General features: G+C 68.8%; 21 protein-coding genes, 4 tRNA genes and 2 pseudogenes. 2 read left to right on the forward strand and 25 right to left on the reverse strand.

Annotation, left to right across the window (positions count from 1 at the left end):
• The 21 genes and pseudogenes from EAD89_RS21310 to EAD89_RS21405 all read right to left on the reverse strand — a co-directional run.
• A pseudogene (locus EAD89_RS21310) lies at positions 1–204 on the reverse strand (hypothetical protein); the annotation flags it as partial.
• 557 nt (positions 205–761) lie between these two features.
• On the reverse strand, positions 762–1,130 hold the full coding sequence (locus EAD89_RS21315) for a hypothetical protein (RefSeq protein ID WP_121655375.1): 369 nt from the start codon (positions 1,128–1,130) through the stop codon (positions 762–764).
• 94 nt (positions 1,131–1,224) lie between these two features.
• A complete protein-coding gene (locus EAD89_RS21320) occupies positions 1,225–5,115 on the reverse strand; it encodes a DNA-directed RNA polymerase subunit beta' (RefSeq protein ID WP_121676959.1) in 3,891 nt (1,296 codons plus the stop codon).
• Between the two features lie 80 nt (positions 5,116–5,195).
• On the reverse strand, positions 5,196–8,627 hold the full coding sequence (locus EAD89_RS21325; protein ID WP_121655377.1) for a DNA-directed RNA polymerase subunit beta: 3,432 nt from the start codon (positions 8,625–8,627) through the stop codon (positions 5,196–5,198).
• 571 nt (positions 8,628–9,198) lie between these two features.
• Positions 9,199–9,582, reverse strand: a complete 384-nt coding sequence (gene rplL, locus EAD89_RS21330; protein ID WP_007465324.1) for a 50S ribosomal protein L7/L12 — start codon at positions 9,580–9,582, stop codon at positions 9,199–9,201.
• 55 nt (positions 9,583–9,637) lie between these two features.
• Positions 9,638–10,183 carry a 50S ribosomal protein L10 gene (gene rplJ / locus EAD89_RS21335; protein ID WP_074314622.1) on the reverse strand — a complete coding sequence of 182 codons (546 nt, stop codon included), beginning with the start codon at positions 10,181–10,183 and terminating at the stop codon, positions 9,638–9,640.
• 344 nt (positions 10,184–10,527) lie between these two features.
• On the reverse strand, positions 10,528–11,217 hold the full coding sequence (locus tag EAD89_RS21340; protein ID WP_121676960.1) for a hypothetical protein: 690 nt from the start codon (positions 11,215–11,217) through the stop codon (positions 10,528–10,530).
• Positions 11,214–12,059: an ABC transporter ATP-binding protein gene (locus EAD89_RS21345; protein ID WP_121676961.1), complete on the reverse strand. Its 846-nt coding sequence runs from the start codon at positions 12,057–12,059 to the stop codon at positions 11,214–11,216. The genes EAD89_RS21340 and EAD89_RS21345 overlap by 4 nt, the downstream gene beginning before the upstream one ends.
• 85 nt (positions 12,060–12,144) lie before the next feature.
• Complete coding sequence (gene rplA / locus EAD89_RS21350; RefSeq protein ID WP_121655380.1) at positions 12,145–12,861, reverse strand: 50S ribosomal protein L1; 717 nt, start codon at positions 12,859–12,861, stop codon at positions 12,145–12,147.
• 77 nt (positions 12,862–12,938) lie between these two features.
• Positions 12,939–13,370, reverse strand: coding sequence for a 50S ribosomal protein L11 (gene rplK, locus EAD89_RS21355; RefSeq protein ID WP_053653970.1), 432 nt, complete (start codon positions 13,368–13,370; stop codon positions 12,939–12,941).
• A gap of 188 nt (positions 13,371–13,558) precedes the next feature.
• Complete coding sequence (gene nusG, locus EAD89_RS21360; protein WP_121676962.1) at positions 13,559–14,281, reverse strand: transcription termination/antitermination protein NusG; 723 nt, start codon at positions 14,279–14,281, stop codon at positions 13,559–13,561.
• A 41-nt stretch (positions 14,282–14,322) separates the two neighbouring features.
• Positions 14,323–14,715 carry a preprotein translocase subunit SecE gene (gene secE, locus EAD89_RS21365; protein ID WP_121676963.1) on the reverse strand — a complete coding sequence of 131 codons (393 nt, stop codon included), beginning with the start codon at positions 14,713–14,715 and terminating at the stop codon, positions 14,323–14,325.
• Between the two features lie 211 nt (positions 14,716–14,926).
• A tRNA-Trp gene (locus tag EAD89_RS21370) sits at positions 14,927–14,999 on the reverse strand.
• A gap of 128 nt (positions 15,000–15,127) precedes the next feature.
• Positions 15,128–15,520, reverse strand: a complete 393-nt coding sequence (locus EAD89_RS21375; RefSeq protein ID WP_121676964.1) for a MaoC family dehydratase — start codon at positions 15,518–15,520, stop codon at positions 15,128–15,130.
• 1 nt (position 15,521) lies between these two features.
• Entirely contained in the window at positions 15,522–15,968 is a 447-nt protein-coding gene (locus tag EAD89_RS21380; RefSeq protein WP_121676965.1) for a MaoC family dehydratase N-terminal domain-containing protein, read from the reverse strand.
• 126 nt (positions 15,969–16,094) lie between these two features.
• Complete coding sequence (gene rpmG / locus EAD89_RS21385) at positions 16,095–16,262, reverse strand: 50S ribosomal protein L33 (RefSeq protein ID WP_007073056.1); 168 nt, start codon at positions 16,260–16,262, stop codon at positions 16,095–16,097.
• A 132-nt stretch (positions 16,263–16,394) separates the two neighbouring features.
• Positions 16,395–16,467 (reverse strand) — tRNA-Met (locus EAD89_RS21390).
• Positions 16,468–16,491: 24 nt separating this feature from the next.
• Positions 16,492–16,564 (reverse strand) — tRNA-Thr (locus tag EAD89_RS21395).
• Between the two features lie 93 nt (positions 16,565–16,657).
• Entirely contained in the window at positions 16,658–19,186 is a 2,529-nt protein-coding gene (locus tag EAD89_RS21400; protein WP_121655385.1) for a bifunctional diguanylate cyclase/phosphodiesterase, read from the reverse strand.
• Positions 19,187–19,247: 61 nt separating this feature from the next.
• The gene (locus EAD89_RS31245; protein ID WP_255421233.1) at positions 19,248–19,376 is read right to left on the reverse strand and encodes a hypothetical protein; all 129 of its coding nucleotides are present in this window, start codon (positions 19,374–19,376) and stop codon (positions 19,248–19,250) included.
• Positions 19,377–20,070: 694 nt separating this feature from the next.
• Positions 20,071–21,261 carry an epoxide hydrolase family protein gene (locus EAD89_RS21405; protein WP_121676966.1) on the reverse strand — a complete coding sequence of 397 codons (1,191 nt, stop codon included), beginning with the start codon at positions 21,259–21,261 and terminating at the stop codon, positions 20,071–20,073.
• Positions 21,262–21,475: 214 nt separating this feature from the next.
• Between EAD89_RS21405 and EAD89_RS21410 the strand changes: the two genes are divergently transcribed.
• Positions 21,476–21,796, forward strand: coding sequence for a hypothetical protein (locus tag EAD89_RS21410; RefSeq protein WP_121676967.1), 321 nt, complete (start codon positions 21,476–21,478; stop codon positions 21,794–21,796).
• Between the two features lie 197 nt (positions 21,797–21,993).
• A complete protein-coding gene (locus EAD89_RS21415) occupies positions 21,994–22,467 on the forward strand; it encodes a hypothetical protein (RefSeq protein WP_199733581.1) in 474 nt (157 codons plus the stop codon).
• A 157-nt stretch (positions 22,468–22,624) separates the two neighbouring features.
• Here EAD89_RS21415 and EAD89_RS30530 read toward each other — a convergent pair.
• From EAD89_RS30530 to EAD89_RS31110, 4 genes and pseudogenes are all read right to left on the reverse strand, one after another.
• Positions 22,625–22,729: transfer RNA gene (locus EAD89_RS30530), tRNA-OTHER, on the reverse strand.
• Between the two features lie 96 nt (positions 22,730–22,825).
• The gene (locus EAD89_RS21420) at positions 22,826–23,197 is read right to left on the reverse strand and encodes a hypothetical protein (protein ID WP_121676968.1); all 372 of its coding nucleotides are present in this window, start codon (positions 23,195–23,197) and stop codon (positions 22,826–22,828) included.
• Positions 23,184–24,521: a hypothetical protein gene (locus tag EAD89_RS21425; RefSeq protein WP_121676969.1), complete on the reverse strand. Its 1,338-nt coding sequence runs from the start codon at positions 24,519–24,521 to the stop codon at positions 23,184–23,186. Before EAD89_RS21425 ends, EAD89_RS21420 begins: the two co-directional genes overlap by 14 nt.
• Before the next feature lie 170 nt (positions 24,522–24,691).
• Positions 24,692–24,898, reverse strand: a pseudogene (locus EAD89_RS31110) (site-specific integrase); the annotation flags it as partial.
• Between the last annotated feature and the right edge of the window lie 169 nt (positions 24,899–25,067).

Genomic DNA, 25,067 nt, shown 5'->3' on the forward strand with positions numbered 1-25,067 from the left:
TATAAGAGACAGGCCGAGCACGGCGAACGCCCCGGACGCCCAGACCCCGCCGGCGTTCGCGCCGAGCGCCCCGAAACAGATCACCAGCAGCGAGACCAGGATCGACGCGATCCCGGCCACCAGCGCCCCGACGGCCAGCCCCGAGGTGACCGGAGGCACGTCCAGGTAGACGACACCGAACGGGGTGCCCGACACCGACTCCACCCGCTTCGGCGGCCGACGCTGGTCGTCGGTGGGTGGCGGCGGCACCGGCCTCCAGCCGGGGCCGTGACCCGGCATCGGCTGCCCCCATCCCGCCGGCGCACCGTGCCCGCCCGCCGGGCCGGACGACGGCTGCCCCCAGCCGTGCGGCACCGGGTACGGCTGACCGGAACCGGGCGGAGGCGCACCCCAGCCGGGGGGCGACGCATCCCAGCCGGGGGGCGACGCATCCCAGCCGGGGGGCGACGCGTCCCAACCGGGAGCGGTCCTCTGCGGGTTGCCCCAGTCGGGCGGGGACGCCGGCGGCGTACCCGGGTCAGGGGAGGCCGCGGGCGAGTCGGGCTGCGCGCTCGGGTCGGGTCGCGCCCACCCGCTCGGCTCGAACGCGCCCGGACCGGTGGCCGGCGCGCCAGGATGCCCGGCCGGATCATCCGCCGGGGGGCGCGCCGGTTCCGTCACGAGGTCCTCCAGTCGACAGGGCCGCCAGCCGCCACGCGGCGACAACCGCCAGGCTACCGCCGGGGGCGCAGCCGCCCCCGCTGGGCGCGTACGCGGGCAACTCAGTCCATGTTCGAGGGGTAGTCGTGGCCGAACGGCGCGCCCGCCAGCCGGACCACCCCGATCACCACCGCCGCCACCACGGTGACCGCGACCAGAGCCAGACCGGCCCAGGCCAGCCGCTCCCCCCGCCGCAGCCAGGCGCCACCGGTCAGGAAACCCCCCGAGGCGTACGCCTCCCGGCGCGCCTGGCGCGCCAGGTGGAGTGCCACCGTGGCGGGCACCACCCCGCCGATGAACAGGCCCGTCAGCATGCCGAGCAGCCCCAGCGCGAAGACCGCCCGCGCCTTGGTGGCACGGACCGGGTCGGGATCGAGCGGGTGGCGCAGGCCGTGCTGCGCGACGGACACCTGCCCGGGTGCGGTCGTCATGCCTCCATCATGCCGAACCCGGTCCGCGGGTGGGCCGCTCCGGACGCGACGAGGCCCCCGGCGGATGCCGGGGGCCTCGTCGTGTGGTTGGTGCTTAGCGGTACGACCCGAAGTCGAAGTCGTCCAGCGGCACAGCCTGCCCGCTGGCCGGCCCGAACCCGTAGTCGGTCTCCGGGTACCCGGTCATCGAGTAGACCTTGGCCTTGGCCTCCTCGGTCGGCTCCACCCGGACGTTGCGGTACTTGCTGATGCCGGTACCGGCCGGGATGAGCTTGCCGATGATCACGTTCTCCTTGAGGCCGACCAGCGAGTCGCTGCGCGAGTTGATCGCAGCGTCGGTCAGCACCCGGGTGGTCTCCTGGAAGGAGGCCGCCGAGAGCCAGGAGTCCGTGGCCAGCGAGGCCTTGGTGATACCCATCAGCACCGGACGACCGGCGGCGGGCTCGCCGCCCTCCGAGACGAGCCGGCGGTTCTCCGACTCGAACAGCGCCCGGTCGACCAGCACACCCGGCAGGAACTCGGTCGAGCCGGAGTCGATGACCGTCACCCGCTTGAGCATCTGGCGGATGATGATCTCGATGTGCTTGTCGTGGATGAGCACGCCCTGCGAGCGGTAGACCTCCTGGACCTCCTGGGTCAGGTGGACCTGGACCGCGCGCGGACCGAGGATGCGCAGCAGCTCGTGCGGGTCGATGGTGCCCTCGGTGAGCTTCTCGCCGACCTCGACGTGACCGCCGTCGTGGGTCCGCAGCCGAACCCGCTTGGAGATCTTGTCGTAGACGATCTCGTCGCTGCCGTCGTCCGGCACCACGATGATCTTCCGCGAGCGCTCGCCGTCCTCGATCCGGATCCGGCCGGGGGTGTCGGCGATGGGCGCCTTACCCTTCGGGACCCGGGCCTCGAAGATTTCCTGGACACGCGGCAGACCCTGGGTGATGTCCTCACCCGCGACACCACCGGTGTGGAAGGTACGCATCGTCAGCTGCGTACCCGGCTCACCGATCGACTGGGCGGCGATGATGCCGACCGCCTCGCCGACGTCCACGGTCTTGCCGGTCGGCAGCGAGCGCCCGTAGCAGGCACCGCAGACACCCAGCTTCGACTCGCAGGTGAGCACGCTGCGCACCCGGACCGTCTCCACACCAGCGGCGACGATCTTGTCGACCCCGATGGAGTTGATGTCCTGACCCCGCTCGGCGACGACGGTGCCGTCCGGCCCCTTGATGTCGTCGGCCAGGGTGCGGGCGTGCACGCTGGTCTCGGCGTGCTCGTGCACGACCAGCCTGCCGTCCTCCAGGCGCTCGCCGATCTGCATCGGGATCGCCCGGTCGGTGCCGCAGTCCTCCTCGCGGATGATCACGTCCTGCGAGACGTCCACCAGACGACGGGTCAGGTAACCCGAGTCGGCGGTCCGCAGCGCGGTGTCGGCGAGACCCTTACGGGCACCGTGCGTGGAGATGAAGTACTCCAGCACGGACAGACCCTCCCGGTAGCTGGCCTTGATCGGCCGCGGGATGATCTCGCCCTTGGGGTTGGCCACCAGACCACGGATCGCCGCGATCTGCCGGAGCTGGAGCAGGTTACCGCGGGCACCCGAGTTGATCATCTTCCACAGTGGGTTCTCCTGCGGCAGCGCGGTGTCCATCTCCTTGGCGACCTCGTTGGTCGCCTTGGTCCAGATCTCGATGAGTTCGCCGCGACGCTCCTCGGCGGTCATCAGACCACGCTGGTACTGCTTGTCGATCCGGTCGGCTTCCTTCTCGTACTTCGCCAGGATCTCCGCCTTGCGCGGCGGAGCGATGACGTCCTCCATGCCGATCGTCACGCCGGACCAGGTGGCCCAGTGGAAACCGGCCTCCTTGAGCCCGTCCAGGGTGGCGGCCAGCGCCACCTTGGGGAAGCGCTCGGCGAGGTCGTTGACGATCGCGGAGAGCTGACCCTTGCGGATCTCGTAGTTCACGAAGCGGTAGCCCTGCGGCAGCGTCTCGTTGAACAGCACCCGACCGAGGGTCGTCTCCACGGTCAGCGGCTCGCCCTCGACCCAGCCCTCCGGGGCGGTCCACGGCTCGGCGCCGGCGCCGTTGTCGACACCGATCACGTCACGCAGACGGATCCGCACCGGCGCCTGCAGGTGCAGCTCGCCGTTGTCGAACGCCATCCGCGCCTCGGCGTCCGAGCTGAACGCCCGGCCCTCGCCCTTCTCACCGGCGGTGAGGTGGGTGAGGTGGTAGAGGCCGATGACCATGTCCTGGGTGGGCATGGTGACCGGCTTGCCGTCGGCCGGCTTGAGGATGTTGTTCGACGACAGCATCAGGATCCGCGCCTCGGCCTGGGCCTCGGCGGACAGCGGCACGTGCACCGCCATCTGGTCACCGTCGAAGTCGGCGTTGAACGCGGTGCAGACCAGCGGGTGGATCTGGATCGCCTTGCCCTCGACCAGCTGCGGCTCGAAGGCCTGGATGCCCAGGCGGTGCAGGGTCGGCGCCCGGTTGAGCAGCACCGGGTGCTCGCCGATGACCTCTTCCAGCACGTCCCACACGACCGGGCGCTGCCGCTCGACCATCCGCTTGGCGGACTTGATGTTCTGCGCGTGGTTGAGGTCGACCAGCCGCTTCATCACGAACGGCTTGAACAGCTCCAGCGCCATCTGCTTGGGCAGGCCGCACTGGTGCAGCTTGAGCTTCGGGCCGACCACGATGACCGAACGGCCGGAGTAGTCGACGCGCTTGCCCAGCAGGTTCTGGCGGAACCGGCCCTGCTTGCCCTTGAGCATGTCGGACAGCGACTTGAGCGGGCGGTTACCCGGACCGGTGACCGGCCGGCCGCGACGGCCGTTGTCGAACAGCGCGTCGACGGCCTCCTGGAGCATCCGCTTCTCGTTGTTGACGATGATCTCGGGCGCGCCGAGGTCGATCAGCCGCTTGAGGCGGTTGTTCCGGTTGATCACGCGGCGGTACAGGTCGTTCAGGTCCGAGGTGGCGAAGCGGCCACCGTCGAGCTGCACCATCGGGCGCAGGTCCGGCGGGATGACCGGGACGCAGTCCAGCACCATGCCGAGCGGCGAGTTGCGGGTGTTCAGGAACGCCGCCACGACCTTGAGCCGCTTGAGCGCACGGATCTTCCGCTGGCCCTTGCCGGACCGGATGGTCTCCCGCAGGCTCTCGGCCTCGGCGTCGAGGTCCATGTTCTGGACCAGCGCCTTGATCGCCTCGGCGCCCATGGAACCGGTGAAGTACTCACCGAACCGGTCGCGCAGCTCGCGGTAGAGCAGCTCGTCGGTGACCAGCTGCTTCGGCTCCAGCTTGCGGAAGGTGTCCAGCACCTCGTCCAGGCGGTCGATCTCGCGCTGGGCCCGGTCGCGGATCTGGCGCATCTCGCGCTCTCCGCCCTCCTTGACCTTGCGCCGGACGTCCGCCTTGGCACCCTCGGCCTCCAGCTCGGCCAGGTCGGCCTCGAGCTTGGCGGCCCGCTTCTCGATCTCGGAGTCGCGGCTGTTCTCGGACTGCCGCTTCTCGGCCAGGATCTCGTTCTCGATCGTCGAGAGGTCACGGTGACGCGACTCCGCGTCAACGCTCGTCACGACGTACGAGGCGAAGTAAATGATCTTCTCGAGGTCCTTGGGGGCGAGGTCCAGCAGGTAACCCAGCCGGCTCGGCACGCCCTTGAAGTACCAGATGTGGGTCACCGGAGCGGCGAGCTCGATGTGCCCCATCCGCTCACGACGGACCTTGGAACGGGTCACCTCGACGCCGCAGCGCTCACAGATGATGCCCTTGAACCGGACGCGCTTGTACTTACCGCAGTAGCACTCCCAGTCCCGCTGCGGACCGAAGATCTTCTCGCAGAAGAGCCCGTCCTTCTCCGGCTTCAGGGTGCGGTAGTTGATCGTCTCAGGCTTCTTGACCTCGCCGTGCGACCACTGACGGATGTCGTCGGCCGTGGCGAGACCAATGCGCAGCTCGTCGAAGAAGTTGACGTCGAGCACTATGTCCCCTATGTCGTCGTCTGTACTGCTAATACTCGGGCGAGGTCGGGGGCCGGCGAGCCGGCCCCCGACCGCTCACCTCAGACCTCTTCGACCGAGCTCGGCTCGCGCCGGGACAGGTCGATGCCCAGCTCCTCAGCGGCCCGGAACACCTCGTCGTCGGTCTCGCGCATCTCCAGGGCCACGCCGTCGCTGGACAGCACCTCAACGTTGAGGCACAGCGACTGCAGCTCCTTGAGCAGCACCTTGAACGACTCCGGGATGCCCGGCTCCGGGATGTTCTCGCCCTTGACGATGGCCTCGTAGACCTTCACCCGGCCGAGGACGTCGTCGGACTTGATCGTGAGCAGCTCCTGCAGGGCGTACGCGGCGCCGTACGCCTGCATCGCCCAGCACTCCATCTCACCGAAGCGCTGACCACCGAACTGCGCCTTACCACCCAGCGGCTGCTGCGTGATCATCGAGTACGGGCCGGTCGACCGTGCGTGGATCTTGTCGTCGACCAGGTGGTTGAGCTTCAGGATGTAGATGTAGCCGACCGCGATCGGGTCCGGCAGCGGCTCGCCGGAGCGACCGTCGAACAGCTGCGCCTTGCCGCTGGCGCCGATCAGCTGGTTGCCGTCCCGGTTGGGCAGCGTCGACGAGAGCAGACCGGAGATCTCCTCCTCGCGGGCACCGTCGAAGACCGGGGTGGCCACGTTCGTGTCCCCCTCGGACTCGTCGGCGCCGATCGAGCGCAGCTGCTTCTTCCAGGCCGCGTCGTCGCCCTCGACCTTCCAGCCGGTCTTGGCCACCCACCCGAGGTGGGTCTCCAGCACCTGGCCGATGTTCATCCGGCTCGGTACACCCAGCGGGTTCAGCACGATGTCGACGGGCGTGCCGTCCTCAAGGAACGGCATGTCCTCGATCGGCAGGATCTTGGAGATGACGCCCTTGTTGCCGTGCCGGCCGGCGAGCTTGTCGCCGTCCTGGATCTTCCGCTTCTGGGCGACGTAGACCCGGACCAGCTCGTTGACGCCCGGAGGCAGCTCGTCGCCGTCCTCGCGGGAGAAGGTACGCACACCGATGACCGTGCCGGTCTCGCCGTGCGGCACCTTCAGCGAGGTGTCCCGGACCTCGCGCGCCTTCTCACCGAAGATCGCGCGGAGCAGCCGCTCCTCCGGGGTCAGCTCGGTCTCGCCCTTCGGCGTGACCTTGCCGACCAGGATGTCGCCGGGGACGACCTCGGCGCCGATCCGGATGATGCCGCGCTCGTCGAGGTCGGCGAGCATTTCCTCGCTGACGTTCGGGATGTCGCGGGTGATCTCCTCCGGACCGAGCTTGGTGTCCCGGGCGTCGACCTCGTGCTCCTCGATGTGGATCGAGGTGAGCACGTCCTGCTGCACGAGGCGCTGCGACAGGATGATCGCGTCCTCGTAGTTGTGACCCTCCCAGCACATGAACGCCACGAGCAGGTTGCGCCCGAGCGCCATCTCGCCCTCGTCGGTGCAGGGACCGTCGGCGATGACCTGACCGGCCTCGACGCGGTCGCCCTCGAAGACGACCGGCTTCTGGTTGACGCAGGAGCCGGCGTTGGAGCGGCGGAACTTGTGCAGCAGGTACGTCCGGCGGTGACCGTCGTCCTGGTGGATGGTGACGTAGTCGGCGCAGAGATCCTCGATCACACCGCCGACCTCGGCGACAACCACGTCGCCGGCGTCGACCGCGGCCCGGTACTCCATGCCCGTACCCACCAGCGGCGCCTCGGCCTTGACCAGCGGCACCGCCTGGCGCTGCATGTTCGCGCCCATCAGTGCCCGGTTGGCGTCGTCGTGCTCGAGGAACGGGATCATGGCGGTCGCGACCGAGGTCATCTGCCGCGGCGACACGTCCATGTAGTCGACGGCGGCGGGGACCACGTCCTCGGTCTCGCCACCCTTACGACGACACAGGACCCGGTCCTCGGCGAACGTGCCGTCAGCCTTCAGCGGCGCGTTGGCCTGGGCCTTGACGAACCGGTCCTCCTCGTCCGCGGTCAGGTAGTCGATCTGGTCGGTGACCCGACCGTCGACGACCTTCCGGTACGGCGTCTCGATGAAGCCGAACGGGTTGACCCGGGCGAAGGTGGACAGCGCGCCGATCAGGCCGATGTTCGGGCCTTCCGGCGTCTCGATCGGGCACATCCGGCCGTAGTGGGACGGGTGCACGTCGCGGACCTCGAAGCCGGCCCGCTCCCGGGACAGACCACCCGGGCCGAGCGCGCTCAGCCGGCGCCGGTGGGTCAGACCCGCCAGCGGGTTGGTCTGGTCCATGAACTGGGACAGCTGCGACGTCCCGAAGAACTCCTTGATCGCCGCCACCACCGGGCGGATGTTGATCAGGGTCTGCGGGGTGATCGCCTCGACGTCCTGCGTGGTCATCCGCTCGCGGACGACCCGCTCCATCCGGGACAGGCCGACCCGAACCTGGTTCTGGATCAGCTCACCCACGGTACGCAGGCGCCGGTTGCCGAAGTGGTCGATGTCGTCGGCCTCGTAGCCCTCCTCACCGGCGTGCAGCCGGCAGAGGTATTCCACGGTGGCGACGATGTCGTCCTCGGTCAGCGTGCCGGTGGTGATCGGCACGTCGACTTCGAGCTTCTTGTTGAACTTGTAGCGCCCGACCTTGGCGACGTCGTACCTCTTCGGGTTGAAGAAGAGGTTGTCGAGCAGGGTCTGGGCGTTCTCGCGCGTCGGCGGCTCGCCAGGGCGGAGCTTGCGGTAGATGTCGAGCAGGGCCTCGTCCTGGCCGGCGATGTGGTCCTTCTCGAGCGTGGTCATCATCAGCTCGGACCAGCCGAACCGCTCACGGATCCGCTCAGCCGACCATCCGATGGCCTTGAGCAGGACCGTGACGGCCTGCCGACGCTTGCGGTCGATGCGTACGCCGACCGTGTCGCGCTTGTCGATGTCAAACTCCAGCCAGGCACCCCGACTCGGGATGACCTTGACGCTGGAGAGGTCGCGGTCGGAGGTCTTGTCCGGCTGCTTGTCGAAATACACGCCCGGGGACCGGACGAGCTGGCTGACCACGACGCGCTCGGTGCCGTTGATGACGAAGGTGCCCTTGGGCGTCATCATCGGGAAGTCACCCATGAACACCGTCTGGCTCTTGATCTCGCCAGTGGTGTTGTTGGTGAACTCCGCGGTCACGAAGAGCGGAGCGCAGTAGGTCAGGTCCTTCTCCTTGCACTCCTCGATCGAGGCCTTGACCTCGTCGAAGCGCGGCGCCGAGAAGGAGAGTGACATGGTGCCGGAGAAGTCCTCAATGGGACTGATCTCTTCAAGGATCTCCGCGAGACCCGAGCGTGCGTGCGGGTCGTCCGCCGACCGGCCCTGCCAACCCTCGTTGCCGACGAGCCAGTCGAAGGACTCGTTCTGAATGGCGAGGAGGTTGGGGACCTCGAGGTGTTCGGTGATCCTGCCGAATGAAACTCGGCGGGGCGCGAATGCGCTCGACGTACGACTGGTCTTCGCAGGGCGGGAAGCTGCCAAGATGCGTCCTTCCGAGGACCGGTGCTGCAGAACGGCTGGTACGCGTGCACTCCAATGACCCCACCGGAATTATCCGTAAACGGACATTTCCGAGCAGGGGTCAAGTCGGAAGGCAGCGCAAACTAGCAGTGTAGCCGAGAGGCTAACCGCTGTCCAGCCCACCCCGCAGGTCGTCGCGGAACGTGCCTCGGCCCCCGTGAACCGGGGTCTGCCGGGCCGCTCGGAACGCAACGTTCCCGCTGGGCCGCTCGGGTTGCTGCGGCCGATGGTGCCGCCGCTGTCATACCCACGTCGTGGCCGTCGCAAGCGCGGTGTCTTGCTGGTGTCAGCGTGCCTGGCAGCCCGGGGCCGCGTCAAGGGCCGGTATCCGGGTCGGCCCGTCTTTCCCACCGAAGGGCGACCCGCCGCGCTCGTTCGGGTCCCCGGGAGGGGGCGTCGGCGCCCAGCTCAGGACGGCTGCCGACGGGGGCTCACCAACACGGCGGGCGACGATCCGTGTCGGATCGCCGCCCGCCGCGACGCGATCGTGTCCCAGCTCACCGAGCCGGGTACGCGCTGGTGGAGCGTCAGGTCACTTGAGGGTGACCTTGGCGCCCTCGCCCTCGAGCTTGGCCTTGGCCTTCTCGGCGGTCTCCTTGTTGACCTTCTCCAGGATGGCCTTCGGCGCGGACTCGACCGCGTCCTTGGCCTCCTTGAGGCCCAGGCCGGTCAGCTCACGCACGACCTTGATGACCTGGATCTTCTTGCCACCGTCAGCCTCGAGGACGACGTCGAACTCGTCCTTCTCCGGCTCGGCCTCGGCGGCGGCCGGAGCCCCACCGGCGGCGGCCACGGCGACCGGAGCCGCAGCGGTGACCTCGAAGGTGTCCTCGAACTGCTTCACGAACTCGGAGAGCTCGATCAGCGTCATCTCCTTGAACGCGTCGAGCAGCTCGTCGGTGCTGAGCTTCGCCATGTCTGGCGTCCTTTCCTGAATCTGTTAAGTAAGAACGTGGTGCGCCGGGAGACCGTCAGGCCGCCTCGGCGCTCTCCTTCTCGCGCTTGTCCTGCAGTGCGGCCGCCAGACGGGCGGTCTTCGACAGCGGGGCCTGGAACAGGGCCGCGGCCTTGCTCAGGTTGCCCTTCATCGCGCCGGCCAGCTTGGCCAGCAGCACCTCGCGGGACTCCAGGTCGGCGAGCTTCGTGACCTCGGCCGCGGAAATGGCCTTGCCCTCGAAGACACCGCCCTTGATGACGAGCTTCGGGTTGGCCTTCGCGAAGTCGCGAAGCCCCTTCGCCGCCTCGACGACGTCGCCCGAAACGAAAGTCAGCGCGGTAGGACCGGTGAACAGCTCGTCGAGGCCGTTGATGCCCGCGTCCGTCGCAGCACGCTTCGCCAGCGTGTTCTTCGCGACCGTGTAGCTGGTCTCGGCGCCGAGCGAGCGCCGCAGCTGGGTGAGCTGGGAAACCGTCAGACCGCGGTACTCGGTCAGCACGGTGGCGCCCGCGTTGCGGAAGCTCTCGGTCAGCTCAGCGACGGCCGTGGCCTTGTCGGCCCGGATCGGCTTGTCCGCCATGTCCCTCCTCTCTCGTTACTCGAGGCTGGTCCCCGTCGCGGCCGGAGCCGGAACGGGGGCGGAGGCAGCACGACAACGAAAAAGCCCCGGCGCAGGGCGCACGGGGCGAGGGCCGGCGGATCACGGTCGGCGGACCATGCTCACTGCCGAGTTACGCTTGCCGCCCTACGCGGGTCGCCCGTTGTCGCGGGACCTTCGACCGTGCCGAAGCACGGTGACCAGCGGTCTCTGGGTGGTTCCTCATCCGTGAGAACACGGATGACGTCTGAAGAGTACGCGACCCCGTGACCAGCACCAAATCGTTCCCTGTGAGCCGGGCCACCGCCGTCTCGGCTCCGGGCGCCTCAACCCCGGGCCCGCCGCCGCACGAGGTAGCCGCCGACCGCCGCGGCGCTCCACGCCAGCGCCCAGGCGGTGAGCCCGACCATGGTGAGGGCTGCGGCGTCGCCCGCGGTGGTCCGGGCCGCGGCCATGATCGGCGGCGCCAACCAGGGGGCCACCGACCCGGTCAGGCCGAGCACCACCGCGCCGACGCCGCCGAGGGCCAGCACCGCGACGCCGTACCCGGCACCGCCCACGGACGCCCGGCTGGCCAGCGCCCCGAGAGCCACCGCAGCGGGTACGACCAGCAGATGCGCCCACAGCCCCAGCGCGACGCCGACCGGCACCGACCGGTCCGCGGGGTCGACCGGGCCGGTGACCCCGCCGACCAACCACGGGAAGGCCAGCGCGACGGCCACCGTGACCAGCGCCGCCCCGCCGGCGGCGAGCAGCCCCGCCAGGCGTTCCCGGGCCACCCCCACCGTCACCTGGGCGAGCCGGCGCTGCACGTCCGGTTCGACGTCCAGCAGGATCTTGGTCTGCCAGGCGAGCACCGGGAAGAGCACCACCGCGGACACGCCGTACGCCTCCGCCGGCTGGGCCCGGCCGCCGCCGTACAGGATGCCGAGCGCGACGAGGCCGACGAGCAGCGGCGCGACCGCCCGCCCGGTCCGCAGGAAACCGGCCAGTCGCAGCCGGATCAGGGCGATCATCGGGCCTCCCCCGCGGCGCGGTCGACCGCCAGGCCGGCGCCGTCCACCGCCACCGGCTCGTCCGGTGTCCGGTCGGCACCGCCCGGTCCGGCCGGCGGTGGGGCGGGCCGGGCGTCGGGGCGTACCCGCAGCACCTGGTGGCCCTCGGCGCGCAACCGGGCGACGGTGCCGGCGACCCGCGCGGCCGGCACCGCGACCTCGATCACCGCGACCGTCCCGTCCGGCAGCGGGGTCTCCTCGGTCACCGAGCCGTCGGCCACCGCCCAGTGGCGCGCGCCCGGCAGCCGGACCGTCTCGCCACGGTGGTCGCTGACCAGGACCGACCCGCCGGCGGCCAGGACCTCGTCGATCAGCTCGGGAACCAGCTCCCGGGTGGAGGCGTCCAGCCCCTCCCACGGCTCGTCGAGCACCAGCAGGCCCGGCGGGCGCAGCATCGCCTGGGCGAGGCCGACCTTCTGCGCGGTGCCCTTCGACAGCTCCGGCAGCCGGACCGCGCGGAACGCGGCCAGCCCCAGCCGGTCGGTCCAGCCCGCGACGGCCTCGTCGGCCGCCGCGCGGCCCAGCCCGGCCATCCGGGCCATCCCGGTCAGGTAGCGCGCGACGGTGAACGGCTGGTCGGCCGGGAAGCGCTCCGGCACCCAGCCCACCCGCCGCGGCCGGTCGGCGACCCGGCCCCGAGCTGGCCGGAGGACCCCGGCAGCCACCTGGAGCAGGGTCGACTTGCCCACCCCGTTGCGGCCCAGCACGACCGCAACCTCACCCGGACCGATCCGCACATCCACGCCCCGCAGCACCCACGGACCACGCCGGTGGTACCGCAACCAGACGTTCTCCAGCCGCATGGGGTCGAGCGTGTCACACCGCAGACGCGGCGGGGCGCCGCCACGGTGGTGGCGGCGCCCCGGTGGAGCGAAGTGTCGGCTCGGCTCAGGCCTCGACCGAGTCCTCAGTCAGGTTCTTCACCAGGTTGGGGTCGACCGGGACGCCCGGGCCCATCGTGGTGGTCAGGATGACCTTGCGGAGGTACTTGCCCTTCGCCGCGGACGGCTTGGCGCGCAGCACCTCGTCGAGCACCGCGGCGTAGTTGTCCACCAGCTGGCTCTCCGAGAAGGAGGCCTTGCCGATGATCAGGTGCAGGTTGGAGTGCTTGTCCACCCGGAAGGTGATCTTGCCGCCCTTGATGTCCTGCACCGCCTTGGTGACGTCCATGGTCACCGTGCCGGTCTTCGGGTTCGGCATGAGACCGCGCGGGCCCAGGATCCGCGCGATCCGGCCGATCTTGGCCATCTGGTCCGGCGTGGCGATCGCCGCGTCGAAGTCGAGCCAACCACCCTGGATCCGGGCGACCAGCTCGTCGGTGCCCACCTCGTCCGCACCCGCCGCGGCGGCCTCATCGGCCTTCGCGCCGGCGGCGAAGACGATCACGCGGGCGGTCTTACCGGTGCCGTGCGGCAGGTTGACCGTGCCGCGGACCATCTGGTCCGCCTTGCGGGGGTCGACGCCGAGGCGCATGGCGACCTCGACCGTGGCGTCGAACTTGACGTTGGTGGTCTCCTTGGCCAGCTTCACGGCCTCGGCGGGGGTGTAGAGCTTGGACCGGTCGATGACGTCGGCGGCCTTGCGGTAGCTCTTGCTGCGCTGCATTGCTGATTACTCCTGTGGTCTCTGGCGGGCCGCTCGGCGCGGGCCCTCCCACGATGGGTCGTCGGCCGGGGCCGAGGTCAGTCGTTGACGGTGATGCCCATCGACCGGGCGGTGCCGGCGATGATCTTCTCGGCCTGGTCCAGGTCGTTGGCGTTGAGGTCGGCCATCTTCTTCTCGGCGATCTCACGCAGCTGGGCGCGGCTGACCGAGCCGACCTTCTCGCTCTGCGGAACGCCCGAGCCCTTCTGCACACCGGCGGCCTTGATCAGCAGCCGGGCAGCGGGCGGGGTCTTCAGCACGAAGGTGAAGGACCGGTCCTCGTACACGCTGATCTCGGCGGGGACGATGTCGCCCCGCTGGGACTCGGTCTGCGCGTTGTAGGACTTGCAGAACTCCATGATGTTCACGCCGTGCTGGCCGAGCGCGGGGCCGACCGGCGGCGCCGGCGTGGCCTGGCCCGCCGGCAGCTGAAGCGTGAACGTCTTGACGAGCTTCTTCTTCGGAGGCATGTCACTTCCTGGGGCTTGGAGCTGGGAAAATGCGGCTGACGCCGCCCTGGCGGGCGCGCACGGTCAGCGCGGTGCGACAGCGGCGACGTTCAAGAGTAGCGCAGGCCGCAGCCCGCTCGTCCGCCGAGGTCGAGCGGGAGGGCGTACGCCGACGTCAGCGGCGGGCCGGGCCCGCCGCCGACGACCGGTCAGATCTTGGCGACCTGGTTGAAGTTGAGCTCCACCGGGGTCTCCCGGCCGAAGATCGACACCAGCACCTTGAGCTTCTGCTGGTCGGCGTTGATCTCGCTGATCGTGGCCGGCAGCGACGCGAACGCGCCGTCGGTGACGGTGACCGAGTCGCCGACCTCGAAGTCGAGGACCTTGATCTCGGGCTTCGCCTTCTTCTGCTCGGTCTCGATGGCCGGCGCCAGCCACTTCAGCACCTCGTCGAGGGAGAGCGGCGCGGGCCGGTCGGCCCGGTCGGTCGCGCCGACGAAGCCGGTCACACCCGGGGTGTTACGGACGCAGGAGTAGGACTCGGCGGTCAGCTCCATCCGAACCAGGATGTAGCCCGGGAAGACCTTGGCCTGGATCTGCGAACGCTTGCCGTTCTTGACCTCGACCTCTTCCCGGGTCGGCACCTCGACCTGGAAGATGAAGTCTTCCATGTCGAGGCTCGTGATCCGGGTCTCGAGGTTGGTCTTGACCTTGTTCTCGTAGCCGGCGTAGGAGTGCACCACGTACCAGTCACCCGGTGCGTAACGCAGCTTCTGGCGCAGCTCGGCGACCGGGTCGTACTCCTCGTCCGGCTCGGGCTCGGTGGTTGGGAACTCCGGCTCGCTGGCGGCCTCAACCGACTCGTCACCAGCCGCCGTCGCGACCGTGGACTGCTCGTCCACCGGTCCGGCGGTCTCGTCGTACTCAGGCACGCTCGCTCACTTCCGTCACTATCGGCTCTGGAGGCAGCCGGTCAGCTCGAGTTGCCGAAGACAAACAGCACGACCTTGGCGAAGCCGAAGTCCAGCACTCCCACGATCGTCAGCATCACCGCGACGAACGCCACCACCACTGCGGTGTATGTCAGCAACTCCTTGCGCGTCGGCCAGATGACCTTACGCAGCTCGGCCACTACCTCGCGGAAAAACCGGGCGATGCGGCCGAACACGCCCACCCGACCGGTTTCCGACCGGGTGGTCGGCCGGCTGTCCGCCGACTCCGCCCGGGCGCGGGACCGCGTCGCGGTGCCTCCCCGGGAGACCGGCTCGTCCGCGCTGGTGGCGTCGTCGTCGGCTACGTCGTCGACGAGCTCGTCGTCCAGACGATCGTCGCCGGCGTCCTCGCCGCGCCGCTTGTTGTCGGCCACTTCGCCCTCCGTCGCGGAATCTCGGGTCGCACGCCGGGAGGCGTGCGCGGCGCTGGTCACGCCGGCCGGACCAACCGTCCCGCGACGGGCCGCGGCCGGTGGATCAACCGGGGGGCCCGATGCCTCGGAGCCACCCCGCCAATGCCACCACCACGGGCCGGACGCCGCCATGTCGGCGGCGCGACCCACGGGAACGGTCAGGCCTGAGGCGCAGGGGTGACAGGACTTGAACCTGCAGCCTGCGGTTTTGGAGACCGCTGCTCTGCCAATTGAGCTACACCCCTGTGCGGCAACTCTCGCCCCACGCGGCCACAGACGACCGAGCAGGGGTCACTTGCCCCACGGCGGACCAGTGTACGGGTAGCCGCCCGACTTTCCCAACCGGTCTCCCCGCCACGCGTGGCGGGGAGATTCAGCGCGCCGTCCGGATGGTCGCCCGGGCCTGCGAGAGCACCTTCTCTCCCAGGCAGGTGGCGGTCACGTCGAGCCGGGTCAGGCCATCCTCGGTCACCTCGCGGACCACCGCGGTGACCTCGATCTCGGTCCCCTGGTCGTCGTCGGGGACCACGACCGGCCGGGTGAACCGGACGCCGTAGTCGACCACCGCGTCGGGCGCCCCGGCCCACTCGGTGATGGCCCGGCTGACCAGCGCCATGGTGAACATGCCGTGCGCGATCACCCCGGGCAGGCCGACCTTGGTGGCGAACCGGTCGCTCCAGTGGATCGGGTTGAAGTCGCCCGAGGCGCCCGCGTAGCGGACCAGGTCCGCTCGGGTCACCTGGAACGTCTTGGCTGGCAGCTCCATCTCACGCCTCCCCGCGTACGACGATCTTGGACCAGACGGCGACCACCGGCTCGCCGGCGACGGTGCTCACGTCGGTGCGGGTGGTCAGGAAGCCGTGCCCACCCCGGGTGGTGACGTCCTCGATGGTGCTCGCGCAGACCAGCTCGTCGCCGGCGACCACCGGCCGGGTGTACGCGAACCGCTGGTCGCCGTGCACCACGCGGCTGTAGTCGACGCCCAGCGCCGGGTCCTCGACGATCTGGCGGCTCGCGGCCATCGTGACGACCACCGGGAAGGTCGGCGGGGCGACCACGTCCGGGTGGCCCAGCGCCCGGGCCGCCGCGGGGTCGTGGTGGGCCGGGTCGGTGGCGCCGATGGCGGTGGCGAACTCACGGATCTTTTCTCGGCCCACCTGGTAGGGGGCGGTCGGCGGATAGGTCCGGCCGACGAAGGAAGGGTCCAGAGACATGCCGCGAACCTACACGGAAAACGCAATCGCCGATCTGCTCGGTCGGCGGCGGCGGAGCCGCGCCGGCCCGGTCAGATCGGCGATCGGGAAAGCGTCAACAATGGCCGGCGCGGGGCCGGCCGCAGGTCAGCGGGTCTCGCGGTGAACCGTGTGCCGACCGTCGCGCGGGCAGAACTTCTTCAGCTCGATGCGGTCGGGGTCGTTACGGCGGTTCTTGCGCGTGATGTAGTTGCGCTCCTTGCACTCCACACACGCCAAAGTGATCTTCGGCCGGACATCGGTAGCCTTCGCCACGGCGGAGTGCCTTCCTCGCTAACGGAAACAACTACGACGCGTCAGCCTAGTCGCTGACTGCGCGGACATGCAAAGTGGGCGCCAGTGGCGCCCATCCCCACGACCACCGGGACCTGGCCCGGAAGACGAGAGTAGCGGTGGCCGGACTTGAACCGGCGACACAGCGATTATGAGCCGCTTGCTCTGCCATCTGAGCTACACCGCCGCGGTGGGTCCAGCTGAACCCTCGAGCCCCCTTACGGAATCGAACCGTAGACCTTCTCCTTACCATGGAGACGCTCTGCCGACTGAGCTAAGGGGGCCTGCGCGATCTCCCCTGGAGGCGCGCAGAAGTAAGAGTACACGGCCCGGCTCGACAGGTGAAATCGGATCCCCGGTGATCGTCCGCGCCCAGCTCAGGGCACGACACGAAGGCGCGGGAGCTCTCCGCTGGAGATCGTTTCCGGGTCGACCTGGGCACCGAACCAGGCGGCCAACCGCTCGTACGGCAGCGGCCGGCTGAACAGGAAGCCCTGACCGATCTCGCACCCGATGTCCTGGAGCAGCTCCAGGGTCAGCTCGCTCTCCACGCCCTCGGCGACCACGGTCAGACCGAACTGCTGGGACAGGGTCACCACCGCGTTGACGATCGCCAGGTCACCCGGATCCGTCGCCATGCCCTGCACGAAGGAGCGGTCGACCTTCACCTCGTGCACCGGCAGCCGGCGGAGGTGGGCCAGGGACGAGTCGCCGGTCCCGAAGTCGTCCACCGACAGGCGGACGCCGAGGTCGCGCAGCCGGCGCAGGGTCGGGATGGGCCGGTCCGTGCCGTCCAGCACCCCCGCCTCGGTGATCTCCAGCGTGAGGCGCTGCGCCGGCACCCCGTACTCGGTCAGCAGCTCGTGCACCCGGTCCGGGAAATGCTGGTCGTTGAGCGTACGGGCGGCGAGGTTGACCGCGATGGAGAGCGGCTGGTCGGCCTGGGCCCAGTCGCGGCTGCGCCGCAGCCCCTCGCGGAGCACCACCTCGGTGAGCCGGCTCAACTGACCGGTGTGCTCGGCCACCGCGACGAAATCCTCCGGGGCGACGGTGCCGTGCGTCGGGTCCTCCCACCGGGCCAGGCACTCGACACCGACCAGGCGGCGGTCCCGCAATGTCACCTTCGGCTGGAAGTAGACCTCGATCTCGTCCTGGTCCAGCGCCCGGCGCAGGTCGCCGGCGAGGCCCAGCCGGCGCAGCGACCGGGACTCCAGGGCCGGGTTGAACAGCTGCACGCTGCCCGGCACCGACTTGGCGGCGGTGGCGGCGAGGTCGACCCGGAGCAGCAGGGTCGCCGCGTCGCTGCCGTGATCCGGGTGTACGGCCACCCCGACGGCCGTGTCCACGTCGAGGGTGAGCGCGTCGAAGACCATCTCGTCACGGATCTGGTCGCGCAGCTGGCCGGCCAGCTCCAGTGCCGCGTCGGCGCTCTCCAACCGCAGCGTCACCAGGAACTCGTCCCCACCGGCCCGGCCGACCAGGGCCGACGACGGCGCGCTTGCGCGCAACCGGTTGGCGACCTCGGCGAGGACCTTGTCCCCGGCCGCGTGGCCGAGGGACTCGTTGACCTGGCGCAGCCCGTCGACGTCGAAGAGCAGCAGCGCCACCACTTCGCCGGGCGCGCGGATCTTGACCGACTCCTCCAGCGCTCCGGTGATCCGCCGCCGGTTGGGCAGCCGGGTCAGCGCGTCGTGGTACGCGTCGTGCCGCAGCCGGTCCACCAGTCGGGAGTTCTCCAACGCCACCGCCGCGTGCGCGGCCACCGTCTCGAAGACCGAGATGTCGCGCTGGGTGAAGTAGAGCGTGTCGGCGAGCCGGTTGGTGACCTCAAGGGTCCCGATCACCACACCACCCGACCGCAGGGGAACAACGACGGTGTCCTTGACCCCCCGCTCGGCGAGGCTGGCCCGGAACTCGGGATCAGTGGTCACCCCACGGCCGACCGTGACGGGGCGAGCGGTCTCCAGCACCTTCTCCCGCAGCGCCGACGGGGTCAGGGACAAATCCAGCAGGCCCGAATCCTCGACCCGCGCGGTGAGCAGGATCTCGGGGTGTCGTCCCTGTGCCGGCAGCCAGAGGGTGGCGTACTCGGCCTGCATCAGCGCACGCACCCGCCCGAGCAGGGCGTCGACGAGGGTCCCGTCCTGACCACTGGCGGCCACCGCCCGACTCAGCTCGTACATGTCGGTGAGCGTGCGGTGCTGGCGGAAGAACTGGGTGTACGAGCGGTAGACCAGCGCGAGCCCGGCCGCCAACGCGCCCAGGGGCACCAGCGACCACCAGGACTCCCGGATCAGGATCAGGACGATCAGACCCGCTGCCACGTTGATGCCCGCGGTCAGGAACAGGGACGGCACCGCACGGAGCGTCTCCCGGCCGGCCTGCCATCCCTGTAGGAGGGTGTGCACCGACGCGACGGCGGTGAGGCTGACCAGGATCACCACGCCGATCGCGCAGCAGAGACTCACCCAGGTCGCCGGGCCGACACCCGACCTCGGTGGCAACGCCTGAAGAACCAGTGTGGCGAGCGACGTTCCGGCGGCCGCCCGTGCGACGTTGAACCAGACCTTGGGCGCCGTTATCCGGTGCCGTAGTTGCGTGACCAGGGACGCGAGCGTGTAGATGACCACGACCGTCAACGGCGGCAGGAAGTAGAGCGCGAGCACGAGCGGCAGCTCGGTGAGCGTCATGGCCACCGACTGTCGACGGACGACCAGCACCAGCAGCGGAAGCCCCGCGGCGATCATCGCCGCGAGAAGAAGCGCTGCCCAGTGCCAGTCGCCGAACGGCCGGTCGGCGACCAGACCCGTGAGAGTCGCGCAGACGACCGCGAGGAGTATCAGCGGCGCCGTGATGATCCAGGCGTCCTCCGACGACCTACGCCTCAACTGGTCGCGCGCGATCATCCCGCTCCCTGTCGGTCTGACGTATGTCCGAAGTGGATCGACAGCCCGTCAGGCGGAGTTGTCAGACCCAGATGATGTCCGCCATGTGCAGTTCCGCCGGGACGCCACCGTGGTTGGCAACGACGACGCTGGCGACGGCAGCGAGGATGAAGAGTGAGCCAAACAGCCGGCCCAACCTACGACCAGACATGATTGCTCCTGTCGGAAAGTGTCGTGGGGATGGTGAAGATTCCACGATCGTGCCACAGTGCGGGCAGCGAGAGAAGTGGCGGAGGCCCCGACTGGCCCCACCGTCCGTGACTTCCCGCCGTTCGGCCCACCCCGTCATCACACTGGGCCAGATGACGAGCTTGCGGGCCCCGCACCGCTTCGTACAGCGTTGATTACGACCTTCAAGGCAATTCGGTCCAGCCGTGAAGCAGTCACCTAATTGGTGCGGCGGCCACTGTGCGTAACGTTTCGAGCTGGCGCCAACGCCTCCACTCCCCGCCCGGCCATCGACCACCATACCGGTTCATCTCAATCGCGCCAGCCCCTCGGCGGGCACCGTTCCGGGTACGAGCGTCGACCCGGCAGCCGCACCCGGAGAGACCTCAGCACAGCTCAACAGAGTCGACGCATCGATGACGGCAGCTGGATGGCTTCAACCCGTACAGCTTCCGGGACGGCCGTCCACAGTCGCGGCCTTCCCCACGCGCTGAGCCGATCCCGGGCCGGCCGGTCCGTGCCACCATCCGCCCCACGCCGCCCTGCGGAAGCGGCGGAGCCGGCTGGATCAACCTTGTCCGGGGAGGACGTGCCGCCGCCGAGTCCGACCCCCGAACTGCTCCCCTACGCGTACGGCGGCAGTGACCAGGATCACCCGAGGTCGGGACGGCTCACGATCACCGGAGCGGCCGGAACACCGCCCGCACCTCGGTGGCGAAGAGCTCCGGTTCCTCCCAGGCGGCGAAGTGGCCGCCGCGATCGGCCTCGTTGAAGTACGCGAGGCCGGGGTAGACCGTCTCGGCCCAGCTGCGCGGGGCGGCCCAGATCTCGTCGGGGAACGTCGTGAAGCCGACCGGAACCGAAACCGGTGGAGGCGCCTGGCCGGCGGCGGTGGCCGCGGCGACGAACCGCCCGAACTCCCAGTACCACCGGGCGGACGAGGCGCCGGTGCCCGTCAACCAGTACAGCGTGATGTTGTCGACGATGCTCTCCCGCGTGAGGTTGCCGACCGGCTTGCCGTCGACGAACGCGCGGGAAATCTTGTAGTAGCTGTCCGTGTCGTGGTCGAGCATCCAGGCCGCCAGCCCGACAGGTGAATCCAGCAGGGAGTAGCCGATCGTCTGCGGCCGGGTCGTCTGCTCCAGGAAGTAGCCGAAGCCGTCCATCGTGAACGTGTTGAGCGCGTCGAGCGCCGCGCGTTCCTGGTCGGACTTCGCCGGCAGCTTGTCCTTGATACCGATCGCCCCGGCGAGCAGGTTGACGTGGATGCCGAGCAGCCCTCCGGGTCCCTGGCGCCCCAGCGCGTCCGTGACGCTGGCGCCCACGTCACCCCCCTGCGCGACGTAGCGCGTGTAGCCCAGACGGCTCATCAGCTGCGCCCACGCGCCGGCCATGCGGTTGGAGTCCCAGCCGAGCTCGACCGGCTCGCCCGAGAATCCGTAGCCGGGCAGGGACGGCAGCACCAGGTGGAACGCGTCCTCGGCGCTGCCGCCGTGCGCGGTCGGGTCGGTGAGCGGGCCGACGACCCCGAGCAGCTCGACGACCGAGCCTGGCCAGCCGTGCGTCATGATCAACGGCAGGGCGTTCTCGTGCTGCGACCGTACGTGGATGAAGTGGATCTCGACGCCGTCGATGACGGTCGTGTACTGCGGCAGGGCGTTCAGCTTCGCCTCGCACGCGCGCCAGTCGTAGTCGGTCGTCCAGTAGCGGGCCAGCTCCTGGATCGTCGCCAGCTGCACGCCCTGGGAGCGGTCCTTGACCAGCTCCCGGTTGGGCCAACGCGTGGACGCGATCCGGCGACGCATGTCGTCGATCACTTCTTCCGGCGTGTCGAGCCGGAAGGGACGGATTTCGCTGTCGTCAGACATGTTCTCCACCTCCGGGTCGGGACGACCGGCGCCGAAACGCCGGCGGAGCTGGCACGGGCCCAGTCTCGCAGCGGCCCCGGGGCCGGCGGATCGAAATGCGAATACACGCTCGGTTCCGGCCCCCGGGAAGAGTGCGCTGGCCACGGAGCCGACGCAGGCTGCCGTGCGATCTGCGCTCCGACGGCGACCTTGACGCCCCGCCGATGATGGGCGCATGAGCATGGACGACCCGGTCACGATCGCTCTGCGCGTGGTGGCCGTGGTCCTCGGGCTTGGCTCGGTCGTACTCGGGGTTCGTGTGGCCGTGTCACGACGGTTTCCCGCAGCCTGGGTTCGGCTCGCACGCCTGGGACCGCGAGAGCGGTCAGAGCCCGTGCGGACGGGCAGCGCCCAGGCCATGATCGGCGCGGGCCTGCTGATCCAACAGGCGCCGTTCCTCATCCCCATGCCCTATTCGGCGGGAGTCGTCCTGCTCGCGGTGTCACTGCTGTTACTGGTGACGGCGGCGGGATCGTTCGCGCTGTTCCGTCGTTAGCTGAGCGTGGTGAGGTGCCGGTGCGCGGCTCCCGCAACAGCCCTGTGCGACCGACCGCTCATGCAGCACGCTCGTCGGCTGGAGGGGCGTAATCACCAACCGCCGCTGCCCCGGCGACGCCGTAACCGCTGGTCAGCCGGCACGGTTGTCTAGCTGCCATCAGCAGGAGCGATCGCGGGGACTTCGGGAGCGGGACAGTGGGCAGCGGGGAAGCCGGTTGGCGCCCGTATCCGGGCGCCTATCGTGCTCCCCACGATCTCCCCCCGGTCGAGCCCGGCCGCGTTGTCGGCCTGGCTGCCGTCTGCGATCTCGCAGGGACGTATCCCGAGGATGCGAGCACGCGGAGCTTCATTGTCAGTGAGGTCGCGATGCTGCACGACGGCCGGCGCGTGCTTCTCCACGCCGAACGTGGGTTCACTGTCACTGCCAGATCAACCGGCGCCCCGGGCAATGGCGCTGTTCCGCTCCGCGAGACTCGGGACAGCATCACCCAGCACGTTCTGAATGCCGTGCTTCCCGACGGCGAGGAGTGCGTAGAGGAACATCCTTGGTCATGGCTGGCCGAGCTGGCACAGGCTCGCGGGCTGGCGGTAACCGCGGAAGACCTACGAGCGCTTCCGTACGGGGTGGTCCTGACCGACGCGGTCTCCCGCTGGCTCGCGCCTGCCTGAGCCGCTTTGGCCGCACGACGAGTTCACGGCGGCAAGATCGACCTGCCCACCATCTGCCCACAACCAGTCGTCAACGACTGTACGCAGCCGGACTCGGCCGGACGAACGACAACGGCCCCGATCAGCATCTCTGCTGGTCAGGGGCCGCATCTGCACCTGGTGGCGGGTAGAGGATTCGAACCTCTGTAGCTTTCGCGACGGGTTTACAGAGCGTTCGCGATCCAAGCCTGCTGATAAATCTGACGTGCTGTTTAACCACGCCAGTGCATCCCCACTCGCCGACCCGCTATCCGCCCATGCCCGTCAGCATCCGTGAATTGGCTTCTCCGGGGGCACCGAGGGCTAGGAAGGCTCTCCCTCAGTCCTCGTCGTCTTCGTCGACCGCGCAGAACTGCTGGAGTCCGAGGCGGGCGAGCAAAACCGCCAGGATGTACCGGCTGACGGGCAGGTCATTCTCGTTGGCGAGCGCCTCGAAGATGGCTAGGGCCTCCGCAGTACGGTCACCCGTCGGTGCTCCCACGAAGACGCTGACGGCCTGGTGCGCACACACCACTCGGCGCAACCGGCCCAGCTGGTTCGTAAACCAGTCCTTGCCGAACTTCCGCTGCCGATCGTCATCGGAAGGACCAAGGCCTCGGCCCTCCTTAAGGAGCTGGGCACCGATCTCAGCGTAGAGTTCGTCATCGCTGCGGGTTAGGTACCCAGCGAGAGCTTCGTCAACTGACGACATCAGGCGTCCTTAGCTGAGGTTGAATTTGGTGCGCAAACATTAGGCCTAGCATTTGGCGTACCGTACTACTTGTTTCCGGCCGGAGCCGCAATGCGCTCGTTATCGAACTCTGAAGTCGGTAAAACTTCAGCGGCCGTCGCGGATCAACTATCTCGTCAGCGATGTTCGTTTCGACACCGGCAGCAACCAGAACGCCGGGCACATCACCACGCGCTAGACGACCGAACAGTTCCTGGGCTCGCTCGTCGCTGTCGAAATGCTGTTTTGCGAAGCGCTCAAGGCCGCGAGGCGACGAACTGTGAAATGCGTCCAGATTCGTAATCATTTTCAGGTATTCAAAGCCCTGGGACTCAGTAATCGTGTCCGGATGAGTGAAGGAGATTCGCCACCAGTCATCGTCCAACCGGTGATCGAAGTCAGCGGCCATCTCCACGGCGACGCGGAAGCTAAGAGCCATCCCGACAGCGGCCTGCCGCATGGCGGGTGGGACATGCCGCCCGATCTGCTCCTCGCGAGTCAATGCAGGTGGGTGCGAGCGCGCGAGCCGGACGTAGAACGCACGCTCCTCGCAGCCTAGAGCCCAGATGGTGATGACTGCGCCGAGGTGGATCATCTGCCGTGACCGGACTGGCTCACCCCAGGCGAGGGCTTGGAAAGCGAGATCGTCGGCAGCCAGTTCGATGTCGACGTTGTCGGAGTAGAGGCTGTGGTCATCCCTGGTCAGGTCCAACCGTGGATGATCGAGAACGAAGTGGGCCATCTCGTGAGCAACGGCGAACCTAAGAGCAATATAGGCTAGGTACTCACGGTAGTCCTTGCCCTCCGCGTTTAGGCGTAAGGGGACCCTGGTCACTGAATCCCACGTACGCCGGTGCAACATGTAGTACCGAAGCGTGGCGGCGAACATCGCGATTTCGATATCATCGCCGCTTCGCAGGTGCGACGCTTTTCTAAACGACGCCAGCAAGCCCTTGCCCCGAAAGCGCGACATCGGGTAGGCGATATATTCAGCAAAAGCAGTGAGCGTGCCCCAGAAATCGTCTTGAATCTGGATTAGAGCGGACCCGTCATCGAACCACCAGGTTTCGGCCTCGCTCGGAACCGTCACCGAAGTACCGATCCAAAAACGGTTCAGTCTTTCACGATCGAAACCCATTTTTGCGAAGCTATCAGTGAGATCATCTGCAATGAGGTTGCAGACCGTAGTCATGACATCCGGGTCGTCGAAGTCCCTCAGTTTCTTGCGGATCTCCTTGAGGGCAGCGACCACCAGCGGCTGATCCTGCTCCCGAGCGTTAGCGATACGGGCGCGCAGCTGCTCCATCCGATCGGGGGCATCAGCGCAGTACCTCCGGTAGGCAGCTGTCTCTCGCGAGCGCATATGGGGACCTTGCCAACGGTGCCCTGTAGCGATAATCGGTCGTTCGGATCGAGCCACTGTCCGAAAAAAGACAGCTAGACCCGCCCGACCGCTGCGCCAATGAACGCGACAACTCACCGTAGGGCGTGGCGGATCTTGTCGTTCATGGTGTCGTCTCCCCCGTCGATACAGGTGGCATAGCGGAGCAGGACGGCGACGCCGTGGCTCAGGCGCCGGGCGACCTCGGTCGGCGGGACGCCTGCGTTCAGCCAGAGCGAGGCCGCCGCGTGCCGTAGGTCGTAGGGTCGACGTACGAGCGGCGAGGCAACCTGCGATTTGGTGGCGCATCTGGTCCTAGACCTGCCGCCGTGGTGCGGGGTCCACGTCTGAGCCGACCTCTGCCCGGCCAGGACGTAAGCCCGAACGGTCATGGTCGGAGCAGGGTCATTGCGGGGGCTGGCTAGCGGGCGTCACCATTCATCTCGCGCCACTGGCCGCCATCAACGCGCA

The sequence above is a fragment of the Micromonospora sp. BL4 genome (genome assembly GCF_003667505.1).
Taxonomy (GTDB): domain Bacteria; phylum Actinomycetota; class Actinomycetes; order Mycobacteriales; family Micromonosporaceae; genus Micromonospora.